A 25,955-nucleotide genomic window follows, 5' to 3' on the forward strand; every position below is an offset into this window, starting at 1 on the left:
AACTTAAAATTGTTCTCTTTGTTGTAGCCGTTGTGTGGTCTGGCGATCTAGTTCTGACAATTCAAATCGATATCTGCACAGCTATTTTATTGGATAGATAGTTGATCTGCGGGCAGGTTTTTAGAATCTACTTAAAGTAGAAACGGAGTTGGTTTGTTGTTGCGAAATTGCCAACCTGAAGGCGTCAAAATTAACCCTTTTGTCCAATTTTAGATTGTTTGTAGGCGACTGATAGGCGACGATGATCTTGCCCAAGTGAGGGGCCTGAGACACTAGGGGGTGTTGAAGGCACATCTCAGTCTCCATAGCGCGGAGCGGCATGTTAACGAGGGGGTCTTGTTTAGGTTCGGCAGCGGAATGGTCAGTAAGCCTATTAGGCTGAATGGCTGCGCTCGTTGAGATTGGTGAAAGTGGTAGTCCTGTTTTGGGCAGCAGCCCGGTCTGAAAAGACCGGGCTGTGTTTTGTTTGAAACTTACGTTAAGTCACTTTGCCCGCTTTGCCTGCCATTTTGCCCACTCTTCCGGCGTATCCAGATCCATCAATGCGTTTTGGTTGGGCAGTATCTGCAAATGTAGCCTGTCGATGTTGTTTCTAACGACCGCCTGCGCTCCGCTATCGCCGGATAACTCGGATAACTGGGGAAACAGAGAATGATGAAAAATAACCGGATGGCCGGGTTTTCCATCGTTAGTGGCTCCTCTCCAGATCAGGTTGTGTGGATGCGATATCATCGACTGTGAAACCGCCAATAGGTCATCACTTGTCAGTTCCGGCAAATCCGACAACAGAACCATAACTGCATCTGCTTTTTGGGGCACTCTGGTCAAAGCGCCTCGCAGACTAGCGTTCATCCCCTCTGAGGCGTTTGGGATTGGTTCTGCCAACACGTCCAGCCCTTTCAGAACCTCGTATCTGGGATGGGGCGCTGGAGGAAGGGCAACTATAACCGGCCCAACTGGTTCGGCAATCTGCGCCATGCGGCGAAGCAGCGGAACACCGTCAATCTTTTGCATCAATTTGTCTGCGCCGCCCATACGTTGGGACTGGCCAGCGGCCAACAGAATGACTGGTATCTTTTTCATGTCGTTACCATGTAACCCAAGCGGGGTTATGTCATCCCCGCATTCTGTCTCCGCCTGGGTCAAAAAGAGGCTCCAATATTACCCGCGCTTTTCGCATCTGCCCCAGTATTTCGATCTCAACTTCCAAGCCATCGCTTACTCGTTCGATAGGTAGAAATCCCATCGCCACGGATTTTTGAGCATAATGTGAATACCCGCCCGAAGTACAGAAACCGACAACGTTTCCATCCAACCAGATCGGTTCATAAGCATTCACATCAGCGTCGGCGGCATCCACCTCGAATGAGACGAGTTTTCTGGTCAACCCCTTGTCTCTTTCAGCCTCCGCAGGTGCACGACCAATGAAATCCGCATTTTTGGAAAACGCGATAAAACGATCCAAGCCGGTTTCAGCCGCTGTATAGTCCGGCGAAAATTCCCGCATCCATGACCCAAAGAACTTATCCAGCCTCAAGCTCATCATTGCCCGCATTCCAAACGGTTGCATACTGTGCGGCTTTCCAGCCTGCCACAATGTTTGCCAAAGTTGGCGCTGAGCCATCGGATCGCAGTAAATCTCAAAGCCAAGGTCGCCGGTGTAGCTTACCCTTTGAACGGTACAGTCGGTCATGCCAACGATCATGCGGCGGACATCAAGAAACTTGAAATCCTTGATGTCATCTCGCGTGCATTCGGCCAATACACTTGCGGCTTTCGGCCCTGCTATCTGAAAACCATTCAAACGGTCACTAACGTTTTCGACAACGACGTCTTCTTGAGCATTCCGCTCAAACCAACGCATGTGAAAAGCCTGACTGCCGTATGATGCAGTCAGTTGAAATTCGGTCTCGCTAAGGCAGCACACAGTGAAGTCCCCAATCAGCTTGCCTTTGTGAGACAACATTGGAGTTAGCGACAAGCGGCCAGGCTTTGGCATCCGGCCTGCGATGATCCGATCCAACCATGCACGGGCACCCGGACCGGTGATAAGGTACTTACCGAAGTTGTGGACCTCGTTGATGCCGACACCGTTTCGCACGGCTCGCACCTCACGCCCGGTCGCGTCAAAGGCGTCTGACCTGCGAAATGACGGTGTTTCATATCCCGGTTCACCGCACTGAGCAAAATAGTTGGGCACTTCCAGCCCGTATTGCTGTCCCCATACTGCGCCCATTTCGCTGAAAATATCATACATGGGCGTTGTTCGATTGGGGCGCGCGGCGGGCAGTTCTTCGTTTGGGTAAGCGACGCTGAAACGTTTCTGATAGTTTTCAATCACCTTGGGCCGTGTATAGCCAGGGCTAATCCAGTCTCCAAATCTAGCTACGTCCATGGCGAAGACGTCTCGTTCCGGCTCGCCTTCGATCATCCATTGAGCAAGGGTTAAACCCACGCCTCCGCCCTGACTAAACCCGGCCATCACACCGCAGGCGGACCAATAATTTCTCATCCCCGGTACTGGCCCAACCAGTGGGTTTCCGTCAGGCGCAAAGGTAAACGGGCCATGAATGACCGATTTTATGCCTGCCTTGGCAAGAACCGGAAACCGACGATAAGCGAACTCGATACTGTCAGTGATTTTGTCGTAGTTGTCAGGCAGTAACTCGTGCCCAAAGCTCCACGGCGTTCCGTCAACTGCCCAAGGTTTGCACGGCTGTTCGTAAAAGCCGATGCAAAGGCCGCGTCCCTCTTGCCTCAAATAGCTTTCTCCGGCTGGGTCCATGACGTGTGGATGCTCTCCACCGGCGTCGATAATAGCTTCGATTTCTGGAATCGCGTCAGTTACTAGGTATTGATGTTCCATGGGGTGCAGGGGGAAATAGATGCCTGCCATTGCTCCGACTTCGCGTGCCCAAAGCCCGCCCGCGTTTACAACGTGTTCTGCATGAATGGTTCCCTTGTCCGTTACAACGTTCCATGTGCCATCGGCGCGCTGATTGGTTTCGACCACCATGCAATGAGTTTCGATTGCTGCGCCACCCATCCTGGCAGCCTTGGCATAAGCGTGAGTGGTGCCTGACGGATCAAGGTGTCCATCCAATGGATCATATAGCGCTCCAATAATGCCATCGGTGTTCGTTGTGGGCGCGATCCGCTTAATTTCCTCGGGCCCGACAATTTCAGTTTCAAGACCCATAAACCGATGCTTGGCCCGCTCGGCCAACAACATGTCGAAGCGGTCTTGGTTGTCAGCCAGAGTAATACCGCCGACATGGTGCAGCCCACAGGACATTCCGGTAATCTCTTCCAGCTCTTTGTATAATCGGATCGTATATCCTTGGAGCGCGGCCATGTTAGTGTCGCCGTTAAGCGTGTGGAAACCTCCTGCCGCGTGCCATGTTGAGCCCGAAGTCAGCTCGGACCGTTCCAATAACATCACGTCCGACCAACCTAACTTAGTCAGGTGGTACAATACGGAACACCCTACTACTCCGCCGCCAATGACGACCACCTGACATGCGTTTTTCATCTGCGCCTCCAATTGTTGCCGAGACGGTGCAAGGCAGAGCGATACTGTTCTGTCGCAGGAACGACCGAAATTGTCGTTTTCACCAAGCGAGAAACATCGTTTACAAGGGCCTGACTTTCAGGCCAGTAATCCGGTTGCCCTCGCGGGCTGTCACTTCGAAACGGAATCCATGAAATGAGAATACCTGACCGACGGTAGGGATCATCTGAGCTTCGTGAATGACAAGTCCGGCAACCGTGTTTGCCTCCTCATCGGGTAAGTTCCACTCGAGCGCGCGATTTACATCGCGGATCGTCATGGCACCTTCGACAAGATACTGGCCGTCTTCCGTTCGGGTGACAGGTACTTCTTCGTCAATGTCGAATTCGTCAGCGATTTCGCCAACGATCTCTTCCAGAATATCCTCCAGCGTGATCAGACCGCGTAGCGATCCGTATTCGTCAACCACAAGGGCAAAGTGGCTGTGCATTCGTAAAAACTCCCGCATCTGGTCATCCAGCGTTGTCGTCTCGGGTACGAAATAGGGATCGTTCGCCACTTTTGAGATATCAAATGTTTTCAATCGCTCTGTGTCGCCATCTGCTCCCCCGGCTTGAGCGTACATCGCTCGAAACAGGTCCTTAGCATGAACAACCCCTACGATGTTTTCCGGTTCGTCCCGGAACACCGGCAGGCGAGTATGCTGACTTTCGAGACACTGTTTTAGAATGGCTTCGGGTTCGTCGTCAGCATCGATCATCTCGATGTTTGATCGATGCAGCATGATCTCTTCAACGGCGCGGTCTCCTAGGTCCAACGCGCCAAGAATGCGATCCCGGTCTTCTTTTTCAACGACGCCTTCGGAGTGGCCCAGTTGCAAGGCTCCAGCAATTTCCTCTCGTACTGCCAGAATGTTGCTGTCAGGGTCGATTTGCACGCCAAAAATACGTAATACACCGCGTACCAAAAGACGCACCGCAGCAACGATGGGTGAGAAAACGGTCACAACGATACTGATGACCGGAGCGACTGCTGCCGCTGCCTTTTCCGCGTTCGTAATAGCGTAGGTCTTGGGCAACACTTCCGCGAAGATCAACACCAGAAAAGTCATGACAAGGGTGGCCAAAGCGACGCCACTTTCACCGAACAGCCGTGTGAATAGGGCTGTTGCCAGCGAAGCCGCAAGGATGTTCACCAGGTTGTTGCCTAGCAGAACCGATCCAATCAGGCGTTCGTTGTCGTCGGTAATGTCCAAAGCTTTTTTAGCACCCCTCGATCCCTTATCTGCCTGCGCCCTCAGCTTGCCTCGGGATGAAGCAGTAAGCGCGGTTTCCGATCCGGAAAAAAAGCCCGAGAGCACTAGCAGGAGGAGGATGGAGCAGGAAGTGATCCAAAAAGCGCCATCTAGCAGAGAAGGAGTGGGTTCCATCGGTCCTTGATAATTACTGTTTCTGCATCCGTTATGGGGGTGCGGCCTCGTGCAATCAAGGGTTTAGCCCTAGTTCGACCCATCATCTTTGGCCAAAGGGTGGTGTTCCAGCACCAGCTTGGACAGGCGCTCGTCCAGAACATGGGTGTAAATTTCAGTGGTAGCCACGTCAGCGTGACCCAGCAGGGTCTGAATGGATCGCAGATCCGCGCCATTTGCTAAGAGGTGGGTAGCAAAGGCATGACGAAGGGTATGAGGGGTGACTTTCTCAGGTGAAACGCCGCCCTCGACCGCCAATTCCTTCACCAACAGAAAAAAACGATGGCGCGTTAGGTGCCCTGATTTTCCTCGCGAAGGGAACAGAAAACGGGATCTTTGAACGCCTTTGGCAACTGCCTGATCTTCGGCCTCATCCCGCAAGATCAACCAGGCGGCCAGCGCGTCCCGGGCTGGCGGAGACAGAGGAACCATCCTTTCCTTGCCGCCTTTACCCAAAATAAGCAACATGCGTGGATCGCCGCGTGCAGATGAAACTGGCAACGACACCAGCTCTGTCACGCGCATTCCGGTTGCGTAAAGAAGCTCCATCAAGCACGTATTTCGGATTTTGTCGCTCGTACTGCGACCTGTTCGACGAGCGGCCTCAAGCAGGCGATCTACCTCGGCTACATCTAGCGTTTTCGGCAAGCGTTTCTGCCGCCCCGGACCTTTTATCTGAATGGCGGGGTTCGTTTCGCGCCAGCCTTCCTCGAATGCAAATCGGTAAAGTTGTTTTATCGCGGATAGCCTACGTGCCAGCGTGGAGCGGGATAACCCCTGGGCATCGCAGTCAATTAGATAGCCTTCGATCTGGTCTCTGCTGGCCAAATTAAATTCAGATTTGTGGCGATCCAGCCAAGACGAAAAATCTTGCAGATCACGGCCATACGCCAGAAGCGTGTTGGTGGCCGCTCCAAGTTCGGCCGCCTGCGCTTCCAGGAATGTTGAAATCCATAAGTCCTGAGAGGCCGGTGAAGGCATGGTCAGGCTCCGCCTAAGATCATCAATTGTAAAGCCGCGCGTCTTGCCGTGTTTTCAAGCCCCACTCGACGGAATGCGGCGATTGCAGCAGTCAAATCGACCAAGTTTCCGCGGGCACCATGACCAAATAGTGTCATAGATTCCAAAATTGCTTCACCTAATTGGCCGTCGTCCAACAGAGCTTCGATTTCGGAAGGGATAGGCGCTGACCACACAAAACCTTCAGAGATTGCGTCCGCAAGCGGTGAAGGGGACTGAGCACCACTTGGGTCTCCAAGTGCCAACGCTGCCAGAAACTGGTTCTCGGTTGGTCCTTCCGGCACTGTGCGAGCCACATCTTCGTAAATTTCGGACAGCAACAAAACGCGCCACCGTAAATTTTCTGCTTCCGGGTCCGACAATGGCAAGTTTGCCAGTCTTTCAGCGAACAGTTCAGCAAAAGGCACTTCGAGTCCAATATTTTGCATCTGCTGCCAAACAATAGTGAGGCGCTTCGCTATTTCCTGCCGGTCGGTCGATTGAAGGGCCGACTCAAACTTCTGAACAGCAGATACCCTGTCCCAGACGGCGCCTGATGCCGCCGGAGATCTTTCGGTGTATAACCCAAGCAATTGATTGGGTGTCAGTGCCCCAATTCGGGTCAGGCGTTCCGCCGCTTCAATCTGAGCTTTCCACCCCGCAACATCGCGCAAATCTGCATTTGCAAAGGCGCGCGGTAAAGATGCGGTTGGCAGACGCTCTCCAATCGCCTCAAACAACCGGAAGGTCAGCGGATCCGGGCTTTCGGGTTCCGGAAGGTAATCTGCTCCCTCAAACAGTTCGGGACTGAGAAAACGATCCAAAAGAGCCAGCTCCTCTGGCGGCAAAATTTCTAATGCGTGAGCAGCCTCAAGCGTCAGGGCTGCCGACGCCCAGTCACCCCTTCGTGCCTTGCAAAAAATTTGCGCGGAGTAATCTCGCGACAGACTGGGCTGCGCGATTAGGGCACTGCAGCTTCGGTCTTCGTCCCCGGTCAGTAGTGTTGCGTCAAACCATTTCTGAAACCGCGACTGCGTATCGGTTGGACCCGCCAACTGAACGAGCGATTGAACCGGATCGGCAGCTCCAAGCTGCATCAAACGGTTCAGTCGGGACATTAAAAGTTGATCTTGCGTATCGGGCCCAGAGGGTGGGCGGGCTTCGGATAATAGCAGCGTAAACAGGAGCCGTTGCATGGCTGGGATAGACTTGACAGGTACACGCCGGATCAATTCATCCAATCGATTGGGATCGCTGCCTTGCCACATGGTTACAGGCAGTCCCGTGACAGAAGAAGAAACTAGCCCCAGAGGTGGCGACAAAGATTCGAGTGGAGTCACTTGAACGTCAGGCTGCAATCCTGTCTCGGTCACTGGAGGCTCAAGCAGAACGGTACCCGGCAAGTTTTCCGGCGGATTAGTCAACCAGTCGATCACCGACAGCGGTTTTTCACTCTGAGCTTGCGCTGCCCCCGCCAGAGACATTGCTAAAAGGGCAGTCCTAATCGGCATTCAAGTTGACCGGCTCGCGAATTTCACTTTGAGGTGCCGAAAAGTCCGCGCCAAAAAACGGACCTAGGTATGCGTAGCCCACCAACCCGATGAAACACAGGCAAATTAGGTACAGGAAGAACTTTATTATGCGGCCCATGGTAAACGCTGCCTCATTTTTTCATTTTGTCCAAGTTATAACTGGCATTTTCTCCAAGATCACGTCATTCAAGATGAAATGAGCGAATTACAGCAAAATGCACCTTTGGATAAGCCGCCGCAGCGTTTTGACCTGCGCAAAACGGTTGTTTTGGTCGGTATGATGGGCGCAGGTAAAACAGCAGTAGGTCGATCGCTGGCCATGCGTCTGGGTGTCCCCTTTTTGGACAGCGATGCCGAGATCGAATCGGCCGCTAATATGACCATTCCAGAAATTTTCGCACGAGATGGAGAGGCGTTCTTTCGTGAAAAGGAAAGCCAAGTCATAAGCCGGCTGCTGGATGAAGAAAAATGTATTCTTTCAACTGGCGGCGGCGCCTTTCTATCGGAAAGAAACCGCAAGATGATCTCAGACAGAGGTGTTTCGATCTGGCTGCGAGCCGATCTTAGTGTGTTATGGAACCGGGTACGCCACAAGGATACGCGTCCACTTTTGCGCACCTCAGATCCACATGCGACCTTGCGCGCGCTGTATGAAGACCGGATTCCGGTTTATTCGCAGGCCGATTTGGTGGCGGAATCCGACGGTGAAACCGCAATCGAGGACATGGTCGATCGGGTATTGGAAGCGTTGGCGACGCGCCCGGATGTTTTGGAACTAAAGTAAATGCATCAATCAGTACATGTAGAGCTGGGCGAGCGCTCATATGACGTGGAAATCGGACCAGATCTGTTGCCGCAGGCCGGCGTGCGTATTGCCCCACTATTACCGCGCCCTCGCGTTGCCGTTATAACCGACGAGACAGTTGCAGCATTGCATTTGGAAGCTCTGCGGGATGGGTTGGGTTCGGCTGGAATTGAAATGACGTCGCTTGCTTTACCTGCGGGGGAGGCTACTAAGAGTTGGCCACAATTTGAACGTGCCGTTGAATGGTTGCTGTCAGAAAAGGTCGAGCGGCGCGATGTTGTTGTGGCACTTGGCGGTGGCGTGATTGGCGATTTAGCAGGTTTCGCGGCCGCGGTTCTTCGCCGTGGCGTTCGTTTTGTACAAATCCCTACGTCGTTACTGGCTCAAGTTGATAGCTCGGTCGGGGGCAAGACCGGGATCAATGCGCCGCAGGGCAAAAACCTGATCGGAGCCTTCCATCAACCGTCTCTGGTACTTGCGGATACTTCAGTTCTCAGCACACTTAACGCCCGAGACTTTCTGGCTGGCTATGGGGAGGTGGTGAAATACGGATTGCTGGGCGACGAGGATTTTTTTGAGTGGCTTGAGGCGAATGGTCCAGCATTGTCATCTGGTAATATGTCAGCACGGGTGCAAGCTGTTACCCGTTCGGTACAGATGAAGGCCGATATTGTCGCGCGAGACGAAACCGAGCAAGGGGATCGCGCCTTACTGAATCTTGGCCATACTTTTTGTCATGCTCTTGAGGCAGCAACCGGCTATTCTGACCGTTTGCTGCATGGTGAAGGCGTGGCAATCGGATATGCTTTGGCGTTTGAGTTATCTGCGCGGCTGGGACTTTGCGCACAAGAAGACCCAAGCCGAGTGCGCGCGCATCTGCGTGCGATGGGAATGAAAACGGATTTGGCAGACATACCTGGTGATTTGCCCGATGCGGCGGCTTTGGTCGCCCTAATGGCACAAGATAAAAAAGTAGTAGACGGCCAGTTAAGGTTCATTCTGGCCCGCGGTATCGGGGAAGCTTTCGTGACATCGGATGTTCCGCAAGAAGCAGTCGCTTCGGTTCTTCAAGACGCGTTGGCCAATCGCAGATCGAATTGATCAACGTCCGCTTATCACCATCAGCTCACCGATGTTTTCGCGCGTGATGTAGCCGACGATCTTTCCAGCTTTGGTTTTGACTGCAATTGCTGGAGCGCCCATGTGCAAGCCGTCAAGAACATCGTTTAGCCCACTGGTCAAAGCGACTTGCGGGATATCGACATCCATGATCGAGGTGATCGGATCGGATCTTGGATGTTCGCTGGCAAGAGCGCTCAAAAGGCGATTGCGCGTGAGGAACCCAAGAAGACGGCCGTGTCCATCTAAAACGGGAAACTCGGGCTGTGTCGTATGAATGACTGCCTGCGCCGCCATATTCAGAGTGTCATTTGGTGATAGCGATTGGAATTCGGTGATCATTGCGTCACGTGCCAATACTTTGCGGGTTACGGCGCGCAACGCTACATCCTGACTTTCAGCATTTGCTGCAATGAAAACGAATACTGCAATCAAGACGAGAATTGGATTACCTGTGGTCAATCCGAGAAACCCGAGGCCAACAGCAACCATCTGGCCACTAACAGCCGCTATGTGTGTGGCTTTGACGCGGTCCATTTTCAGGCACAACAGCGCCCTAAACACACGTCCACCGTCCATTGGAAATGCCGGGATCATGTTAAATGCGGCCAAAAGCAGGTTCACGAACGCAAGGCGTCCCAACAAATTCCCGTGGCCTGAATCCAACTGAGCAAGTGTATCGACCTGCGTACCCGAGCCTAACACCATAAGAATTGCCCATATGACAACATTTACGGCAGGTCCGGCTAAAGCGACCCAGACTTCTTGGATAGGATTTTCAGGCATCCGCTCCAGCCGGGCCAACCCGCCAATCGGCAACAAGGTAATGTCTGGTGTACGGATGCCATACCGACGTGCCATTAGCGCATGGCCAAATTCGTGAGCGACAACGCAGGCAAACAGGGCCACAACAAATATGAGATTGTTTATCGCCGCCGGCCATCCGCCTTCGGAGTAAGCAGCGAACCCGATCCACGCAAGAAGCAGGAAAAAGGTGGCATGCACCCTAAGCTCTGAGCCGAACAATCGCCCAAGAGGGAAGGACCATGCCATTTCTATCTCCGCTTTTCTTAGAACGGAATCTCGTCGTCGTCGATCCCGCCCGATGCAGGTGCAGGTGCGTTGGACGATCCGCCATATGGGTCGCCATAGCCACCACCGGCTTGACCGCCGCCGAACCCGCCTCCGCCGCCTTCACCGCGTGCATCCAACATTACGAGCGTTGAACCAAAGCCCTGCAGGACGACTTCGGTCGAGTAGCGGTCCTGCCCGGACTGGTCTTGCCATTTTCGAGTTTGCAATTGCCCTTCCAGATAAACTTTCGAGCCCTTGCGCAGGTATTGCTCAGCGACCCTGACAAGACCTTCGTTGAAGATCGCGACCGAATGCCATTCCGTACGTTCTCGGCGTTCCCCGGTATTGCGGTCTTTCCAAGTTTCCGATGTCGCGATCCGCAGGTTGCAGACTTTACCGCCGTTCTGGAAAGTCCGCACCTCAGGATCGCGGCCCAAATTGCCGACCAGAATGACCTTGTTGACTGAACCCGCCATTTAAACCTCGTTCTTTTCTGACTTGTGGACACCCGAATCTGGCGCCCAATTCTGGAATCGACCCTATACGGCCTGTGCCAGGGTTAAAACATCGATGATCATGCAACTTTCGCTGCAAAAATTTTAGGACTGCGTTAACCAAGCTTTCATTTTGGGGTCTGATACTTATAATTGGTCTGGTTGATATGCGAACGGGATTGCCTTTAATGCGTGTTCTGGTGAGTGGTTTTGCGGCTTTATGTCTGTGCCTGACGTCCGTTCCGGTGCATTCGCAGGTGCTATCTACCAAGAATCGCAAGGCGATTTTTCTAAAGCAAGCCAGAGTGTTAGATAATCGCGCTGCGACGCAGTATCGCGATTCCGAACGCCTGAAGCCAAAGTCCGAAACATCCGGCTTCTCCAAGCGGTACACCGGAAGTTACCGGGGTCAGTTTCTGAATCATGCGCGAAAGGCTGCGCGCAAACATGACGTGCCAGAGGAGCTGTTTCTGCGCCTTGTGCAACAAGAAAGCGGATGGAATCCGGGTGCGGTGTCCCATAAAGGCGCACTTGGGTTGGCTCAGTTGATGCCCCAGACCGCACGATTGCTTGGCGTTGACCCGTACGATCCGATCCAAAATCTCGAAGGTGGCGCTCGATATCTGTCTTGGCAATATCGCAAGTTTAAGTCTTGGCGATTGGCGCTGGCTGCTTACAATGCCGGACCTAAGGCGGTTGAGCAGTATGATGGCATCCCACCATATGCCGAAACCCAGAATTACGTGAAAGTCATCTGGGGCGGTTAAAATTCCAAACAACGTTTGGATTGACCAAATTGCAAACCCAAGGCGCATTGTGGGCTGGTTTGATCAACCAGCCCTTTTCTGCGTCAAAAAATACGCTATTCGGCCGCAATTTTGATGACGGGTTCCATACGCGCCAGAATGTCCTCGGCCAGATGGCATTTGACCTGATGGCCGTCAGCGAGGGTTTGCACTGGGGGTACATGGGATTCACAACGACCGTCCGGAACTTCGGATTTCCAACGGCACCGGGTTTGGAACGGACAGCCGGGTGGGGGGTTCATAGCCGACGGGATATCGCCCTCTAAAACGATGTGTTGTTTTTCTACTGAAGTATCCGCAATAGGAACCGCACTCAGAAGGGCCTCGGTGTAGGGGTGATAAGGGGGGCTGAACACTTGATCGGTGGTGCCCAGCTCGACCACGTGACCCAGATACATAACCATGACCCTGTCACTCAGGTAGCGAACAATGGAAAGGTCATGGCTAATGAACAATAGCGTGGTTTTTTGTTCGCGCTGTATTTCCATCAACAAATCCGTGACTGCAGCCTGCACCGAAACGTCCAAGGCTGAAACCGGCTCGTCAGCGACCACAATACGGGCGTCGCCCGCAAAGGCACGCGCGATGCCAACACGTTGCTTTTGACCGCCTGACAACTGTCTCGGCATCCGATCCGCAAAGGCACGTGGCAGCTTGACAAGGTCCAGCAGCTCTAGCATGCGTTTTTTGCGCTCGGCTTCCGAATTTCCAACACCAAAGATTTCCAGTGCTCGAATAATCTGACGTCCAACTGTCATCGAGGGATTTAATGTGTCGAACGGGTTCTGGAAAACCATCTGAACCTCGCCCACGGTTTTGGCGTCCCGTTCTTCGATGGGCACGTCTTCGATATTGCGATTATCCAGCAAAATTTGTCCGTCGGTAGCTGTCTCAAGCCCCATCAGGACCTTGGCAAAGGTTGATTTGCCACATCCTGACTCACCTACAATTGCCAGAGTTTCTGATTCGTGTGCCTCGAAACTTAACGTTTCATTGGCTTTGACTACTTTCTTTTCACCGCCGCCGAACAAGGCGTTTGCCGCAACCTCGTAATATTTCTTGAGGTTGTCCATCTTAAGTACCGTGCGACCGATGGCACCTTTTTCTTTTTGTTCCGCCGCTGCGATTGGCGCATTCCAATCGATTTCCTGGAATTTCAAACAGCGCGTGTGATGGCGATCATTCCCCGGCACAGCTTGCATTAATACATCCTGCGCATCGCAACGACCCTCTTCGAAGTAGTCACAGCGTGGGCCAAAGTTACACCCTGGCGGGCGTTCATGCGGCAGGGGGAAGTTGCCGGGAATTGCCACCAGCGGCCGCGAATTCTTGTCAGCGCCGGGCAATGGGATAGACCGAAAGAGCGCCTGAGTATAGGGGTGCTGCATTTCGTCGAAAACGTCATGGATTGATCCGCGTTCGACCGCTTCGCCTGAATACATCACGCACAGCCTGTCGCAGGTTTCCAGCACCAGGCCAAGGTTGTGCGAAATGAAAAGCATCGAGGTGCCGTATTTCTTGCCCAGATCTTTTACCAGTTCTACTACTGCCGCTTCGACTGTCACGTCCAAAGCGGTCGTCGGTTCGTCTAGGATCAACAAGGCGGGTTTGGACATAAGTGCCATCGCGATCACGATGCGCTGCTGTTGTCCGCCGGACAACTGATGCGGGAAAGAGTTCAGCATACGCTCAGGGTCAGGCAGGCGAACGTCAGTGACCACTTCCAAGGCCCGCGCATAAGCCTCTTCTGCACCGACTCCTTCGTGGATCATCGGCACTTCCATCAACTGCTTGCCGATTTTCATCGCAGGGTTAAGCGAAGCCATCGGCTCCTGATAGATCATCGCAATTTCATTACCGCGAATGTCTCGCAGTTCTTCTGTCGTCATCTCGGATAGATCGCGGCCTTTAAACTTGATCGAACCGCCAACAATGCGACCGTTCTTTCCAAGATCCTGCATCACGCCCAACGCGACAGTGGATTTTCCGCAACCAGATTCACCGACCAGCCCAACAGCCTCACCGGGTTCAACACTGACTGAAAAGTCCATTACTGCGGGAATTTCCCTGAGGCGAGTGAAAAATGAAATGGACAGTTTGTCGATCTCTAGTATTGGGCCGTCGTAGTCCGCCAGTTTGTTCATCTTCTATCTCCTCGCGAGAGTCGGGGGTTTTCCCGTCATCTTGCTAAAAATACGTCATGCACCCGGGGGCGCTGGCCCCCGGATTTGATCACGTCAATCCTTCAGACTTTCTTCTCGCAATCCGTCTGCCAAAAGGTTCAAGCCAAGAACCAGCGACAGAAGGGCCAAAGCAGGCGGAAGGGCAGGGTGCAAATAAATCGAAAGAAGCTTACGCCCCTCATTGATCGTTGAGCCCCAGTCCGGGCTTTCCGGTGGCAAGCCAAGACCGAAGAAACCCAAGGTTCCTAAAAGGATGGTGGTGTACCCAATACGTAGACAGAAATCGACGATCAGCGGACCGCGCGCATTCGGCAGAATTTCCCACAGCATGATGTACCAAGGACCTTCGCCCCTGGTTTGAGCTGCAGCAACGTAATCTCGGGTTTTGATGTCCAGTGCCAGGCCACGCACAATACGGAACACGGTTGGCGAGTTTACAAAGACAACCGATACAAACACCACAAGAATACCACCGGGGATGTCAAACAGGTCCAGATAGGTCGGCAATCCCCAGATACGGTAGCTATCGGTATTTATGATGTAACCGCCTGTCGAGATTAGCGATAGGTAGAGCCAGATCGCGACACCAAGAACCCCGATCAACAGAGGCGTCCGGAATTTTGGGCGGGTGTAGTAACGCGAATTCAGCAAAACGCCCAAGAACAGTATCGGAAAGACGAATAGCACGGCTGCCATATAGTTCGGCACGCCGGTTGCGACGATCTCGGGAGTGACCAGCAAGTAGAACAGCAAGATCACCGGGAATGCCAAAATCAGGTTCGCCAGAAACGACAAAAGCGTATCAAGACGTCCACCATAATATCCGGCAGGCAAACCCAACGTGATCCCGACCATGAAGGCAAACATCGTCGCAAGAGGCGCAATTTGGACAACGATCCAAGCACCCTTGACCATGCGACTGAAAACATCACGAGCCAGATTGTCGCCGCCGAGCAAGTACCAGGAATAGGCACCTTCTTCCGAGCCGGGTAGCGGTGTTCCGGGCACCTTATTTTTCATTCCCGAAACCTGAGCCAATGGATCGTGAGTGACGATTAGGTCCAGCGCACCGAATATTCCGGTGAAGACCCAGAACATCACAAGACCAAATCCGATCATCCCTATGGGGCTGTCGAATAGTTTACCGTAAAGCCCAAGTTTGCGTTTGAACGCAATAGACATGGCATAAAGTATGATCAGCGATAGCCAGACAGGTAGGAATTGCTGCGACATCGCTCCGATAATTCCAGCGCCGGTTCCCAACAGAATGCCCAGCACGATATAAGCGACCGCTAGACCCACGCTTGCCAAAAAGCTGTAACGCAGCACCGATTGAATGAGGTTCCGTACACCAGAGCCTGATGTCAGAGTACCATCCGGGTTCACGGTCATCTGTGGTTCGGGTAGGATGATGCTCGCCAGGATCCACACGACAATCGACAGAGCCATCAGAGCAAGAGCGACGGCCAGCAGCGGGTTCAGAAAGGCGATAGAGCCGGTCCAGGTAAGAGGTTCCATGTCCTATCCTCCCTTATGAAATACGGATGCGTGGGTTGAGGTAAACATAGCCGATATCCGAGATCAGCTGCGTAACCAGCACCACAAAGACAGACACGACCGAAATTGCCAGCAATAGCTGGATGTCGTTGTTCCCCGCCGCCTGAACCAGCGCCCAACCAAACCCTTTGTAATTGAAAAGGGTCTCTACGATCACCACGCCGTTCAGCAGCCATGGGAACTGCAGCATGATGACGGTGAAAGGCGCGATAAGAGCGTTACGCAGCGCGTGTTTCATTACAATGTTCGGAAACGATACACCCTTAAGCCGCGCTGTTCGGATATACTGTGCCGTCATGACCTCGGTCATCGAGGCGCGGGTCATCCTGGCGATATAGCCCATTCCATACAGCGCAATTGTTAGAACAGGCAGGAAAAAGTTCTCAAACGTCGGATTTTCCATCGCCTGAGTTGCCGTACCCTTGAACCATTTCAAGCCCACGGCAGATGATGTGAAAATCGCAATGAAGATAACACCTGACACATATTCAGGTGTAGCCGTAGTCGTAATAGCGAAGGTGGACAAAGTACGATCCGTGGCTGAACCTTCTTTCATACCAGCAAGAATGCCCAGAATAAGCGCCGACGGGACCATCAGCAGCATAACCCAAAACATCAATCGTCCGGTTAACGCCAATCTGTTGCCAACAACGACCGACACCTCTTCTTTGAAAACAGTAGAGTATCCCCAATATCCTTGAAGTATACCGCAAAACTTAGGCGCTTCGTCCGCTGCTTGACCGGGAAGAATGCATCTACCCTGAACAGTACCGTCTTCATTTGTATGACGGTATGATGGAAGGACACCCAGCCATTCGCCATATTTGATAGGCGTCGGCTGAAGGTACCCGTTTTTCTCAAGGTAACTGCTGACCTGCTCATCCGACATTCTGAAATTGCCCTGCGTTTTGGCGAGCTTTTCGAGGTTCGGATAGAGGTTTGTAAGGAAAAAGACCAAAAAAGTTAGGCATAATGCAGTCAGCAGCATGATGCCGACGCGCCTTAGAATAAATAGTCCCATGTTAGCCCCTGTTGGTAGGCTTGCGTAAATGCCTTAAGGCTTTACGATTAGCTGTTTTTATGTTCGCCGCAATCAGGACGAAAAGGCCGCGCCTGATTGGCGCGGCCTATCTTTTTCAGCTTAGGAAACGATGCCGAATTTATACAGCTGCGGAAGGTCCGCAATGTGTTTTTCGACGCCAACCATATTGTCACGGTGATGGCGCATTGCCGTCCTCCAATACGGTTGTATGACCACGCCCTCATCGATCATGATGGCCTGAAGCTTGGCCATTACTTCCCGACGCATGTCAACGTCAGCAATGGAGTTTGCTTCAGCTAAGAGCTTATCAAACTCATCATTGGCAAAACCGGACTCATTCCACGCGACACCTGACTTGTAGGCCAAAGCAAGTACCTGCGTGCCAAGCGGCCGGTGGTTCCAGTTGGTTGAGGAATAAGGATACTTGGTCCAGTCATTCCAGAAGGTAGACCCCGGAAGAACTGTATGCTTTGCCTTTATGCCCGCGTCGTTCAGTTGGGCAACGACCGCCGCCGTCGTGTTGCGACGCCAGTCATCATCAATTGACTGCACTTCATGTTCGAAATCGCCCATTCCGGCTTCGTCCATCAATGCTTTTGCACCCGCTGGATCATAAGGGATGCGAGTCACTGCCGAGTCATATTCCGGATGCATTGGTCCAACGTGACAGTTTTCAGCGGGAATACCGTATCCCGACATGCCAAGTTCCAGACAGACTTCGTTGTCCACAGCCATGGCGAGAGCCTGACGTACACGCTTGTCGCCATAGATCTTGTTGCCGTTTGCGTCTTCCGCCAACTGGTTCGGACGAATAACAATAGTGAACCCGGATGGGATTTCCGACCGAACCAGACCGATGCCGTCGAAGATGTCGACAAATTCACCAACTGACTCCCAGTTCATGTCGATTTCTTCGGCTTCGTAAGCAGCGAGGAAAGCTGCTGGGTCAGTGCCGTAGTCAATGAACTCGATGCGGTCGATATAACCACCTTTGCCCGCTTCGTAGCCCCACCATTCGAAGCCCTCGTTGCGAACCAGTACTCCCTTTACGCCGACTTCGTGGCTTTCTGGGATCATGAAGCCTGTACCGACAGGGTTGTCCAACATGTTGTTGGCATCATGGCTGCTGTGAACGATAGCTGCTGGATAGTCGGCCATACCTGGAATGATGGTGATGTCAGGCGCGTTACACTTCAACTTAACGGTGTGGCTGTCGACAACAGTGATTGCGCCGTCCGCAGCTTGCTGCGTCCCTTCGTCAATCAAAGATGCCATACGCGACGCCATCGAGTTTCCTTCGAGCGCTGTGTCGCACCATCCCGTGATATTCCTGGCGACGTCTTCTGCAGTAAAATCGTCTCCGTTGTTCCACTTGACGCCCTTGCGAACATTCAAAGTGTATTCGGTCGCGTCATCGTTGGCTTCCCAGCTTTCTAGCAGCATCGGCTTGAACGAACCGTCGTTGTTGTACTCGACTAGGTATTCCAGCCAACCTGCAGTAAACGTGGCGATCTGTGTCCAGTCATAAGTACGGGGATCTTTAAGTGCGCGTACTTCCATCTGATAGCGAATAGTGCCGCCACGCTGAGGCTCCTGCGCGGCTGCAGGCGATTTCAGTCCGATCAGACCGTAAGCCGCCGGAGCCGCGACGCCCAGCGCTGTGGCGCGTGCCATGAACTCACGACGGCTAAGTTTGCCATCGCGGTACTCTTGCGCGTGCATCTCTGCCGCCCAGTGCACCTTATTCTTGGTGGATAGTTGATTACTCATAGATGTCTCCCTGTGACACGTATTTTATTGATTGTTCGATGCGTTACGCGACCCTTTGAGGGCCGGTCCGTAAAGCGAAGGGTTCTTGATTTCGGATACTGTACATCCCCATGCGGGTATTCGGCACCAGTTTTCGACTCGCGTCAATGTTCGAAATCGTCATCCAGAGTACAAAAACGACATTCGTTTAGAAAGTCGGCGAACTGTGGTTTGAACCATTTGTGAACAAACGGATATTGAATGATCGAACGAACAAGAATCAATCATCGACAAAGAAGGTGCCATAATGTTTTGTCATTGCTTCTTTTTCCTGAATTGCTCAGTACTGAAATTTGACTAATTGGCGACGTCGAAGCGATGCCAAGTTTTCATACGAGCGCGAAACCAAGTCCGCTGGCGTTTGGCAAATTGCCGGGTAGCGATAGTGGCTTTTTCGGTTGCTTCCTCCAAAGAACATAGACCGTCCAAGTGTGCCATCAATTCCGGCACACCGATGGCTTTGAAAGATGGAAGAGCCGGATCATATTTACCGCGCATAGCAGCAACCTCATCCAGCGCACCCATTTGCACCATCTGGTCAAATCTGCGTGTGATGCGTTCGTTCAGCCAAGCCTTGTCCGTTTCAAAGACGATCGGAACCGCGTTATCCGGTGATAAGGCCGGGGGAGGGGTCTCCTCCTGCCATTCGCGCAATGAGCGACCTGTCGCGACCTGTACCTCCCAAGCGCGCTGAACGCGGGCGCGATTGTTAGCATCTAGCCTTTGCAAGGTTTTGGTTTCGATCCCACGGATCAATTCATGGAGCTCCATTTCGTCCGCTAGAGCCCTTACAGACGGTGGCGTTGTGGGAATGTCGGCCATCCCTTCGGTAAGTGCGGAAAAGTACAGGCCGGTGCCCCCGACTATGATCGGGCGCGTGTTGCGTGAAAGCAAAGGAATGACTTCACGTAGCCAATGGCCAGTGGAGTAGACTTGGTCAAACGCGATATGGCCGTACAGTGCATGCCGCGCCCTGATTTCGTCTTGCTCTGACGGACGCGCCGAAATGATGCGCCAGCAATCGTAAACCTGACTGGCGTCCGCGTTGACGATCACACCACCGAAGCATTCGGCAATTTGCAAGGCCAGTTCGGACTTTCCTGATGCGGTTGGCCCGGCAATTAGGACAGGTTTGTCATCCGAAAGGTCGGGTAGCCGTTCCAACAGCCGGTTCTTGGTAGTATCGGCCATTCAAGTCCGCCTTAATCGTGACTATCCGCATTGAACCTGCGGAAGTTTTGCTCCATTTTGCGCCGGAAAATAAACCCGTGCCAGCCCGGAGCGCAATATGACCCTTTCCCCGCCAACAGACACAGATGAATCCCCAAACACAAAGTACAGGCGTGTGATGCTAAAAATATCAGGCGAGGCGCTGATGGGGGATCAGGGCTTTGGACTGCACCCCCCGACAGTCCAACGTATTGCGCAAGAAGTTAAATCAGTTCACGATCTGGGCGTGGAAATTTGCATGGTCATCGGTGGCGGCAACATTTTTCGTGGTCTATCGGGGTCAGCGCAAGGGATGGAGAGAACCACGGCAGATTATATGGGGATGCTAGCAACCGTAATGAACGCGCTTGCAATGCAGTCTGCACTGGAAGGCATTGGTGTTTTTACCCGCGTCATTTCAGCCATTCGTATGGACGAGGTCTGTGAGCCGTATATACGCCGTCGCGCCGTGCGACACCTAGAGAAAAACAGGGTCTGTATCTTTGCGGCAGGCACCGGAAACCCTTATTTCACTACGGACACTGCTGCAACGCTGCGCGCTAATGAGATGGCTTGCGAAGCGATCTTCATGGGCAAGAACGGCGTTGACGGTGTTTACGACAAAGATCCTAAGACGAACTCGGATGCTGTGCGATTAAAAACTGTTACCTACGACGACGTTCTCGCAAAACGCCTGAGAGTAATGGATGCTTCGGCTATAGCGCTGGCGCGAGACAATAATCTTCCGCTGATCGTATTCGGACTTGATGAGCCCGGCGGCTTCCGAGGTATTTTGGCGGGCGAGGGCACGTACACCAAGGTTCAGGGATAAGCTTCTGATCTTATAGCAAAAAGTCCCGCGCAAATGAACAACCTTCGTTCCACATTGTTTTGACTACGGTCTGTCAAAGAAGCAAATCCGAGGAGAGTAGAGGCATGAGCAATTTAGATATTGACTTCGTTCGGACTCAATTTCCGGCCTTCGCGGAACCCAGTCTCAGCGGGCAGGCTTTTTTTGAGAATGCGGGTGGTTCGTACACCTGCAAGCCTGTGATTGATCGTCTGTTTCGCTTTTACACGCAGCGCAAGGTTCAACCCTATTCGGCCTACGAAGCCAGCAGATTGGGCGGTGAAGAGATGGATGAAGCTCGTCAGCGTCTTGCGGCAGTGTTGGGAGTGGACACGGATGAATTGTCTTTCGGGCCATCGACAACGCAAAACACTTACGTGCTGGCGCAAGCTTTCCGGCAATGGATGCAAGCGGGTGACGCTATTATCGTCACCAATCAAGATCACGAGGCGAACTCGGGTCCATGGCGCCGTTTAGCGGAAGAAGGTGTCGAAGTCAGAGAATGGAAAATCGACCCAGAGACTGGGTCGCTTAACCCGCGAGACCTTGAAAATCTACTCGATGAGCGTGTGCGTCTTGTATGTTTTCCCCATTGTTCCAACGTTGTGGGCGAAATCAATCCTGTAACCGAAATAACCGCGATTGCTCATGCGGCTGGGGCGTTCGTCTGCGTTGATGGAGTGTCCTATGCACCGCATGGGTTTCCGAACGTGGGTGAGCTTGGCCCAGATATCTATTTGTTTTCGGCCTACAAAACTTATGGCCCTCATCAAGGCTGCATGGTTATTCGACGAGCGTTAGGCAATCTGTTGCCCAATCAGGCCCATTATTTTAACGGTGACATACTTTATAAACGCTTCACACCTGCCGGTCCGGATCATGCTCAGATCGCTGCAAGCGCCGGAATGGTGGATTATGTTGACTTACTTTGCGATCATCACAATGGGCCGAAAGACAGTGCGGCGGGAAGCGGAGCATTCGTTCACGATTTAATGCGCGAACACGAAATCTCTCTGCTGCAACCTGTTTTGGATGCCGTGAAAAACAGAAATGCTGTGAGGTTGATCGGACCGAGTGATGCCGGGCGGCGCGCGCCAACCGTAGCTTTGGCGCTAAATAGGAAAGCAGAGGTGGTAGCCGCAGAACTTGCAGGGCACGGCATAATGGCTGGCGGAGGGGATTTTTATGCCGTTCGTCCGCTTCAGGCGATGAGTGTTGACCCAGATCAGGGTGTGTTGAGGCTAAGCTTCACGCACTATACTTCGCGACAGGAAATTGATCAGTTGCTTGAGGCGCTTGATAGCGTTTTGTGATCCAGCGTCGGCTCGTTTTCGTACCAGTAGGAAAGCGGGTTAGAAAATGAACAACGGGCTTTCTCCAATTATATTGTGGTTCAGGCGCGATCTACGCCTGCATGACCATTTTGCATTGGAGGCAGCGTCAGCGTCGGGTCGTCCAATTCTGCCGTTGTTTATCTATGACGACCCAGTGCAAGAGTTGGGTGCTGCGCCAAAATTCCGGTTGGGTCTAGGCCTTGAAGTTTTCGCCGAAACAATAAAATCACGCGGCAGTCGCCTAATTTTCCGTCGCGGATCTGCGCTGGAGGCTCTTGAAGCGGTGATAGCCGAAACTGGAGCAACGAGTGTCTTTTGGACACGCTCTTACGACCCAACTTCGATTACCCGGGATACTCTGATTAAGTCAAAATTAGCAGAGCGGGGCATTGAGGCGCGCTCGTTTGCTGGTCATTTGTTATTCGAACCTTGGGAGGTCGCGACAAAGGCAGGGCAGCCCTTTCGAGTGTTTACCCCTATGTGGCGCGCGGTAAGCGGTCGCGACGTCGCGACGCCGCGGCCAGAACCCAGGTCATTGCGGCCCATGTCGAAATGGCCCCGATCTGATCGGCTGGGTGATTGGCATCTTGATCGTAAAATGAATCGTGGTGCTGACGTAGTTCGTTCCTTTGTTAAAGCGGGAGAGGCGGCCGCGCTTGATCGGCTAGACGCGTTCTTGCGGCGCGTCAGTGATTATGCAGGTCGACGCGACAACTTGGGCCAGGCCGGAACCTCTGATTTATCGGAGTATTTGTCGCTGGGAGAAATTAGCCCTCGCGTAATTTGGCATAGGGTTCAGAATGCAGCGAGGCTAGGTGCGTCAGGAACTGATGCGTTTCTGAGGCAACTGATTTGGCGCGAGTTTTCATATCACCTGATGTACCACACTCCGCACATGCTGACTGACAACTGGAAGCCTGACTGGGGACAATTTCCGTGGGAAACCTGCACAATTGCGAAGTCTGCTGTTTGCTGGAAACAGGCACGTACCGGTGTTCCGATTGTCGATGCCGGTTTGAGGCAGATGTTCGTGACCGGTCGGATGCATAACCGCGCAAGAATGATTGTTGCTAGTTACCTCACTAAACATCTGATGGTTCACTGGAAGATCGGAATGGATTGGTTCGCTGAATGCCTTACGGACTGGGATCCGGCAGCTAACGCAATGGGGTGGCAGTGGGTTGCCGGGTCTGGTCCGGATGCGGCGCCCTTCTTCAGAATTTTTAATCCAGAGACACAGCGGGAAAGATTTGATCCAAAGGGAACGTACCTCAAGCAGTGGATAGCGGAAGGCAGCACCAGCCCAACGTCTACGGCACTAGCCTATTTCGACGCAGTACCCCGATCATGGGGGCTTAAGCCTAGTGATTCTTACCCACAACCGATCGTCGGATTGAAAGAAGGGCGTGAACGGGCGCTGGCCGCGTACGAAAGCAGAAAATCACCGGTAAGGAATTGAAAACTTGCCAGAAACGAAATCCCGTCCTAGCCTTACGTCGCAACCGCAAAGGGGAGAGCGGATGTTTCTGACGACGACTGATGGGCAGGAGAACCTGCCAAGATATTTTACGCAAGTCTTCAAAATGCTGGGCCATATGAAGGCCGGGCGGCTTGATATAGTGCTGCCAGATGGTCGCGTGTTTCGAGCCGAGGGTGCAGAACCGGGGCCGGTGGCCCGAGTGGATATCCACGATCCCGAGGTCTTTTCGCGGTTGATCCGCGAGGGGGAACTAGGCTTTTCGGATGGTTATCTGGAGGGCGATTGGAGCACTCCTGATCTTCGGGCTTTCATGGACCTTGTGCACTTGGGTACCGAGACAGTCTATGACGATTTCACTGGCAAGTTTTTGGTCCGTGCGTATGAAAGACTGCGATTTTGGTTACACCGAAACAATCGACGGCAGGCGAAAAAGAATATTTCTTACCATTACGATTTGGGTAATGATTTCTATGGCCTATGGCTGGATGACACCATGACGTATTCCAGCGCGATCTTTGAAACAGGGCAGGAAAGCTTGGAAAATGCGCAGACTGCGAAATATTCCAGCCTTGTGGACGAGATGGGTGCCAAGCCCGGGGATCATATTCTGGAGATAGGATGTGGTTGGGGTGGTTTTGCCGAGTATGCAGCAAAAGAACGTGGATTGCGTGTCACAGGCCTGACTATTAGTCAAGAACAGCTTAACTTCGCCAGAGAACGTATTGATAAAAAAGGGCTTTCAGATCTTGTGAGCTTCAAGCTCCAGGACTACCGCGACGAACGTGGGCAATACGATGGAATTGCTTCGATTGAGATGTTCGAGGCCGTTGGTCAAAGATATTGGCCGGTATATTTCGATACTGTACGCGAGCGCTTGAAACCTGGCGCTCAAGCCACATTGCAGATTATCACGGTAGCTGACCATCGTTGGGATGTTTATAAAAACGGGATCGATTTCATTCAGAAATACATTTTTCCAGGTGGGATGCTGCCTGCTCCTAAAATTCTGAAAGAGCAAATTGGTCTGGCCGGTTTGGAACTGGTCCGATCTAAAGAGTTTGGAAAAAGCTACGATTTGACCCTGCGAAGGTGGTACGAAACTTTTAATTCCAAATGGGATCAGATTTCAGAAATGGGTTTTGATGAGCGTTTTCGCCGCATGTGGAATTATTATTTGACTGCATGTGGCGCAGCCTTTGACACGGGTAATTGCGATGTGACACAGATCACAATAGCGAAACCCAGTTAAAGGACGGACCAAGCAAAATGCCTACCGCTGCACGCCTTGTTGCCGCCACGTGCCTGTTGGTCATAGGGTTTTTGGTTTCGTCCATGATAATGGCCAACGGCGAGGAAGGTAAATCCTACGGGTATTTCCCCGTGGTGAACATGGCGCTTGGCGTCGCGTGTGGCTGGACCGTCATGGGCAAACGGGCTGGTCGTGGTTGGACGGCTGCGGTTAATAATGGTCTGACAGGCGTTGCTTCGTTGGTGTTCTGGGGGCTATTCGTTCAGGGTACGTATGAGATGGTCAGGCAGGCCATGCGTAACCGTTTCGAAGGGCCATTTGAGGCTATATTGGCGATTTTTGAAATTGGGGTTGGGTTTGCCGAGCAGCTCTGGGCATCCGAAATTATTCTAACTCTGGTAATTGGAGCCGTAGTATCTGGTATAATGACCGAGATTGCTGCTCGTCGGTGGAATTAGGTTGGTGGAGCCCTGCAAGCAGGTTTTCGGGTGTGACAATCGCATTTTCTTCCGTGTTTCCACATGTTCTGGTTTTAGAAAGGGTTGCCAGTACGTAAATGTGCTGAGAAACGAATTTTAAAGGCTGAATAGGCCGATCACGAGATTCAAGAGCAATTTTCTCAGTGATTGCGCCCAAAGCGGGTTCCGCAACATGGGCCGATCGTGGACCCTATCGGAGTTGCAACGATTTGGGCCAGATTGTCCTCAAAACGGGTTTTGTAGGCTACAGGCTTGAAACAAGCACTGTGCAAACTTTGGCGATAAAAAATTTAAGTAACACATGATTTGCCAAAAATTTTTCTTTTAAATTAAATGAGCTTTGATTTCGAACCTATTGAAATAAATAAAAAGTGATACTTTCGCACCATCGACCCTAGGTCAATAACCGATCTAAGCCGCTGTTATCAAAGCACCAACCTTCTGCACAAAAAGCGTCATGACACATTGGAACTTGCGAAAGCATGTCGGTCCATTTCTTGTCTGTGCAGATGCCGTTCTTTTTTTACCCAAGTGCGCGATTCGGGTCTGCTGATTGACCAAATCCGTTTGCCGATTTCTAGTCAAAGATCCCAAGCCGCGGATTTCGGATGCTTTTGCCGGATTGACCGAACAAGGTGCAGCATCCAGTCTGACCATTCACTACGATACGATGCAATGGAAGAAGCGTTTATTGCATTGACAGCCCTTGAGTTTGTTGGGGATGCTCAGTCGGAATGCGGGGCTTTGGTAGAAATCGTATATTTATTTGTAGTTTTGGCGGAATTGGTCTGTACCGTCGTAGGTAGTGGACTGACTGCCGAAGACTAAAAGGACGTCGAAAAATAGAGCTGTTCTTGGGTTTCAAGGATCAGATGCACAGCCGAAAAACAAGAGTTCTCCCTTGCCGATGTTGGTTCACTGGCCAGCACCTCATTCAGAACGACAACGTACTTGG

The 25,955-nt window shown here is 52.3% G+C and carries 21 protein-coding genes; 9 read left to right on the plus strand and 12 right to left on the minus strand.

Annotated features, from left to right (window positions below):
- Positions 1–483: 483 nt before the first annotated feature.
- The 5 genes from AC2FNV_RS09455 to AC2FNV_RS09475 all read right to left on the minus strand — a co-directional run bounded on the left by AC2FNV_RS09455 (position 484) and on the right by AC2FNV_RS09475 (position 7,489).
- Complete coding sequence (locus AC2FNV_RS09455; protein ID WP_170608191.1) at positions 484–1,083, minus strand: nucleotidyltransferase family protein; 600 nt, start codon at positions 1,081–1,083, stop codon at positions 484–486.
- A gap of 31 nt (positions 1,084–1,114) precedes the next feature.
- Positions 1,115–3,532 carry a GcvT family protein gene (locus AC2FNV_RS09460; RefSeq protein WP_496773100.1) on the minus strand — a complete coding sequence of 806 codons (2,418 nt, stop codon included), beginning with the start codon at positions 3,530–3,532 and terminating at the stop codon, positions 1,115–1,117.
- A 100-nt stretch (positions 3,533–3,632) separates the two neighbouring features.
- Positions 3,633–4,940, minus strand: coding sequence for an HlyC/CorC family transporter (locus AC2FNV_RS09465; RefSeq protein WP_170608187.1), 1,308 nt, complete (start codon positions 4,938–4,940; stop codon positions 3,633–3,635).
- Positions 4,941–5,009: 69 nt separating this feature from the next.
- Positions 5,010–5,960, minus strand: a complete 951-nt coding sequence (locus AC2FNV_RS09470) for a site-specific tyrosine recombinase XerD (RefSeq protein ID WP_170608185.1) — start codon at positions 5,958–5,960, stop codon at positions 5,010–5,012.
- 2 nt (positions 5,961–5,962) lie between these two features.
- Positions 5,963–7,489 (minus strand): hypothetical protein, encoded by a 1,527-nt coding sequence (locus tag AC2FNV_RS09475; protein WP_170608183.1) that lies wholly within the window; start codon positions 7,487–7,489, stop codon positions 5,963–5,965.
- 217 nt (positions 7,490–7,706) lie between these two features.
- Here AC2FNV_RS09475 and AC2FNV_RS09480 point away from each other — a divergent pair, with 217 nt between their 5' ends.
- Together AC2FNV_RS09480 and aroB are read left to right on the plus strand one after the other, a co-directional pair.
- Positions 7,707–8,294, plus strand: coding sequence for a shikimate kinase (locus AC2FNV_RS09480; protein ID WP_170608181.1), 588 nt, complete (start codon positions 7,707–7,709; stop codon positions 8,292–8,294).
- A complete protein-coding gene (aroB, locus tag AC2FNV_RS09485; RefSeq protein ID WP_170608180.1) occupies positions 8,295–9,416 on the plus strand; it encodes a 3-dehydroquinate synthase in 1,122 nt (373 codons plus the stop codon). It abuts the gene before it with no gap.
- On the opposite strand, the gene AC2FNV_RS09490 is transcribed toward aroB, so the two are convergent.
- Together AC2FNV_RS09490 and ssb are read right to left on the minus strand one after the other, a co-directional pair.
- Positions 9,417–10,487 carry a site-2 protease family protein gene (locus AC2FNV_RS09490; RefSeq protein WP_170475440.1) on the minus strand — a complete coding sequence of 357 codons (1,071 nt, stop codon included), beginning with the start codon at positions 10,485–10,487 and terminating at the stop codon, positions 9,417–9,419.
- Positions 10,488–10,504: 17 nt separating this feature from the next.
- Entirely contained in the window at positions 10,505–10,984 is a 480-nt protein-coding gene (gene ssb, locus AC2FNV_RS09495) for a single-stranded DNA-binding protein (protein ID WP_170475439.1), read from the minus strand.
- Between the two features lie 206 nt (positions 10,985–11,190).
- On the opposite strand from ssb, the gene AC2FNV_RS09500 reads away from it, so the two are divergent.
- Positions 11,191–11,769, plus strand: coding sequence for a lytic transglycosylase domain-containing protein (locus tag AC2FNV_RS09500; RefSeq protein WP_170475437.1), 579 nt, complete (start codon positions 11,191–11,193; stop codon positions 11,767–11,769).
- A gap of 95 nt (positions 11,770–11,864) precedes the next feature.
- Here the strand turns inward: AC2FNV_RS09500 and AC2FNV_RS09505 are convergent, their stop codons facing one another.
- The 5 genes from AC2FNV_RS09505 to miaA form a co-directional block, all read right to left on the minus strand.
- The gene (locus tag AC2FNV_RS09505) at positions 11,865–13,952 is read right to left on the minus strand and encodes a dipeptide ABC transporter ATP-binding protein (RefSeq protein ID WP_170608178.1); all 2,088 of its coding nucleotides are present in this window, start codon (positions 13,950–13,952) and stop codon (positions 11,865–11,867) included.
- 93 nt (positions 13,953–14,045) lie between these two features.
- Positions 14,046–15,509 (minus strand): ABC transporter permease, encoded by a 1,464-nt coding sequence (locus AC2FNV_RS09510; protein WP_170608176.1) that lies wholly within the window; start codon positions 15,507–15,509, stop codon positions 14,046–14,048.
- Between the two features lie 13 nt (positions 15,510–15,522).
- A complete protein-coding gene (locus AC2FNV_RS09515) occupies positions 15,523–16,569 on the minus strand; it encodes an ABC transporter permease (protein WP_170608174.1) in 1,047 nt (348 codons plus the stop codon).
- A gap of 120 nt (positions 16,570–16,689) precedes the next feature.
- Positions 16,690–18,360 carry an ABC transporter substrate-binding protein gene (locus AC2FNV_RS09520; RefSeq protein ID WP_170608172.1) on the minus strand — a complete coding sequence of 557 codons (1,671 nt, stop codon included), beginning with the start codon at positions 18,358–18,360 and terminating at the stop codon, positions 16,690–16,692.
- Positions 18,361–18,696: 336 nt separating this feature from the next.
- Entirely contained in the window at positions 18,697–19,590 is an 894-nt protein-coding gene (miaA, locus tag AC2FNV_RS09525) for a tRNA (adenosine(37)-N6)-dimethylallyltransferase MiaA (RefSeq protein ID WP_170608170.1), read from the minus strand.
- Positions 19,591–19,687: 97 nt separating this feature from the next.
- On the opposite strand from miaA, the gene pyrH reads away from it, so the two are divergent.
- The 6 genes from pyrH (at position 19,688) to AC2FNV_RS09555 (ending at position 25,828) form a co-directional block, all read left to right on the plus strand.
- Positions 19,688–20,440 (plus strand): UMP kinase, encoded by a 753-nt coding sequence (gene pyrH, locus AC2FNV_RS09530; RefSeq protein ID WP_170475426.1) that lies wholly within the window; start codon positions 19,688–19,690, stop codon positions 20,438–20,440.
- 104 nt (positions 20,441–20,544) lie between these two features.
- On the plus strand, positions 20,545–21,771 hold the full coding sequence (locus tag AC2FNV_RS09535) for an aminotransferase class V-fold PLP-dependent enzyme (protein ID WP_170608168.1): 1,227 nt from the start codon (positions 20,545–20,547) through the stop codon (positions 21,769–21,771).
- Positions 21,772–21,817: 46 nt separating this feature from the next.
- The gene (locus AC2FNV_RS09540; protein ID WP_170608166.1) at positions 21,818–23,251 is read left to right on the plus strand and encodes a cryptochrome/photolyase family protein; all 1,434 of its coding nucleotides are present in this window, start codon (positions 21,818–21,820) and stop codon (positions 23,249–23,251) included.
- Positions 23,252–23,312: 61 nt separating this feature from the next.
- Complete coding sequence (locus AC2FNV_RS09545) at positions 23,313–24,521, plus strand: SAM-dependent methyltransferase (protein ID WP_170475420.1); 1,209 nt, start codon at positions 23,313–23,315, stop codon at positions 24,519–24,521.
- A 17-nt stretch (positions 24,522–24,538) separates the two neighbouring features.
- Entirely contained in the window at positions 24,539–24,979 is a 441-nt protein-coding gene (locus AC2FNV_RS09550) for a TrgA family protein (protein ID WP_170475418.1), read from the plus strand.
- A gap of 696 nt (positions 24,980–25,675) precedes the next feature.
- The gene (locus AC2FNV_RS09555; RefSeq protein ID WP_170475416.1) at positions 25,676–25,828 is read left to right on the plus strand and encodes a hypothetical protein; all 153 of its coding nucleotides are present in this window, start codon (positions 25,676–25,678) and stop codon (positions 25,826–25,828) included.
- The last annotated feature ends 127 nt before the right edge of the window (positions 25,829–25,955 follow it).

Source organism: Ruegeria sp. BHSA163, from assembly GCF_059613365.1.

Excerpts from the sequence above, each read along its gene's own strand:
- AC2FNV_RS09455 (WP_170608191.1), bottom strand. The coding sequence starts at position 1,083 with ATGAAAAAGATACCAGTCATTCTGTTGGCCGCTGGCCAGTCCCAACGT.
- AC2FNV_RS09460 (WP_496773100.1), bottom strand. The coding sequence starts at position 3,532 with ATGAAAAACGCATGTCAGGTGGTCGTCATTGGCGGCGGAGTAGTAGGG.
- AC2FNV_RS09465 (WP_170608187.1), bottom strand. The coding sequence starts at position 4,940 with ATGGAACCCACTCCTTCTCTGCTAGATGGCGCTTTTTGGATCACTTCC.
- AC2FNV_RS09470 (WP_170608185.1), bottom strand. The coding sequence starts at position 5,960 with ATGCCTTCACCGGCCTCTCAGGACTTATGGATTTCAACATTCCTGGAA.
- AC2FNV_RS09475 (WP_170608183.1), bottom strand. The coding sequence starts at position 7,489 with ATGCCGATTAGGACTGCCCTTTTAGCAATGTCTCTGGCGGGGGCAGCG.
- AC2FNV_RS09480 (WP_170608181.1), top strand. The coding sequence starts at position 7,707 with ATGAGCGAATTACAGCAAAATGCACCTTTGGATAAGCCGCCGCAGCGT.
- aroB (WP_170608180.1), top strand. The coding sequence starts at position 8,295 with ATGCATCAATCAGTACATGTAGAGCTGGGCGAGCGCTCATATGACGTG.
- AC2FNV_RS09490 (WP_170475440.1), bottom strand. The coding sequence starts at position 10,487 with ATGGCATGGTCCTTCCCTCTTGGGCGATTGTTCGGCTCAGAGCTTAGG.
- ssb (WP_170475439.1), bottom strand. The coding sequence starts at position 10,984 with ATGGCGGGTTCAGTCAACAAGGTCATTCTGGTCGGCAATTTGGGCCGC.
- AC2FNV_RS09500 (WP_170475437.1), top strand. The coding sequence starts at position 11,191 with ATGCGTGTTCTGGTGAGTGGTTTTGCGGCTTTATGTCTGTGCCTGACG.
- AC2FNV_RS09505 (WP_170608178.1), bottom strand. The coding sequence starts at position 13,952 with ATGAACAAACTGGCGGACTACGACGGCCCAATACTAGAGATCGACAAA.
- AC2FNV_RS09510 (WP_170608176.1), bottom strand. The coding sequence starts at position 15,509 with ATGGAACCTCTTACCTGGACCGGCTCTATCGCCTTTCTGAACCCGCTG.
- AC2FNV_RS09515 (WP_170608174.1), bottom strand. The coding sequence starts at position 16,569 with ATGGGACTATTTATTCTAAGGCGCGTCGGCATCATGCTGCTGACTGCA.
- AC2FNV_RS09520 (WP_170608172.1), bottom strand. The coding sequence starts at position 18,360 with ATGAGTAATCAACTATCCACCAAGAATAAGGTGCACTGGGCGGCAGAG.
- miaA (WP_170608170.1), bottom strand. The coding sequence starts at position 19,590 with ATGGCCGATACTACCAAGAACCGGCTGTTGGAACGGCTACCCGACCTT.
- pyrH (WP_170475426.1), top strand. The coding sequence starts at position 19,688 with ATGACCCTTTCCCCGCCAACAGACACAGATGAATCCCCAAACACAAAG.
- AC2FNV_RS09535 (WP_170608168.1), top strand. The coding sequence starts at position 20,545 with ATGAGCAATTTAGATATTGACTTCGTTCGGACTCAATTTCCGGCCTTC.
- AC2FNV_RS09540 (WP_170608166.1), top strand. The coding sequence starts at position 21,818 with ATGAACAACGGGCTTTCTCCAATTATATTGTGGTTCAGGCGCGATCTA.
- AC2FNV_RS09545 (WP_170475420.1), top strand. The coding sequence starts at position 23,313 with ATGTTTCTGACGACGACTGATGGGCAGGAGAACCTGCCAAGATATTTT.
- AC2FNV_RS09550 (WP_170475418.1), top strand. The coding sequence starts at position 24,539 with ATGCCTACCGCTGCACGCCTTGTTGCCGCCACGTGCCTGTTGGTCATA.
- AC2FNV_RS09555 (WP_170475416.1), top strand. The coding sequence starts at position 25,676 with ATGGAAGAAGCGTTTATTGCATTGACAGCCCTTGAGTTTGTTGGGGAT.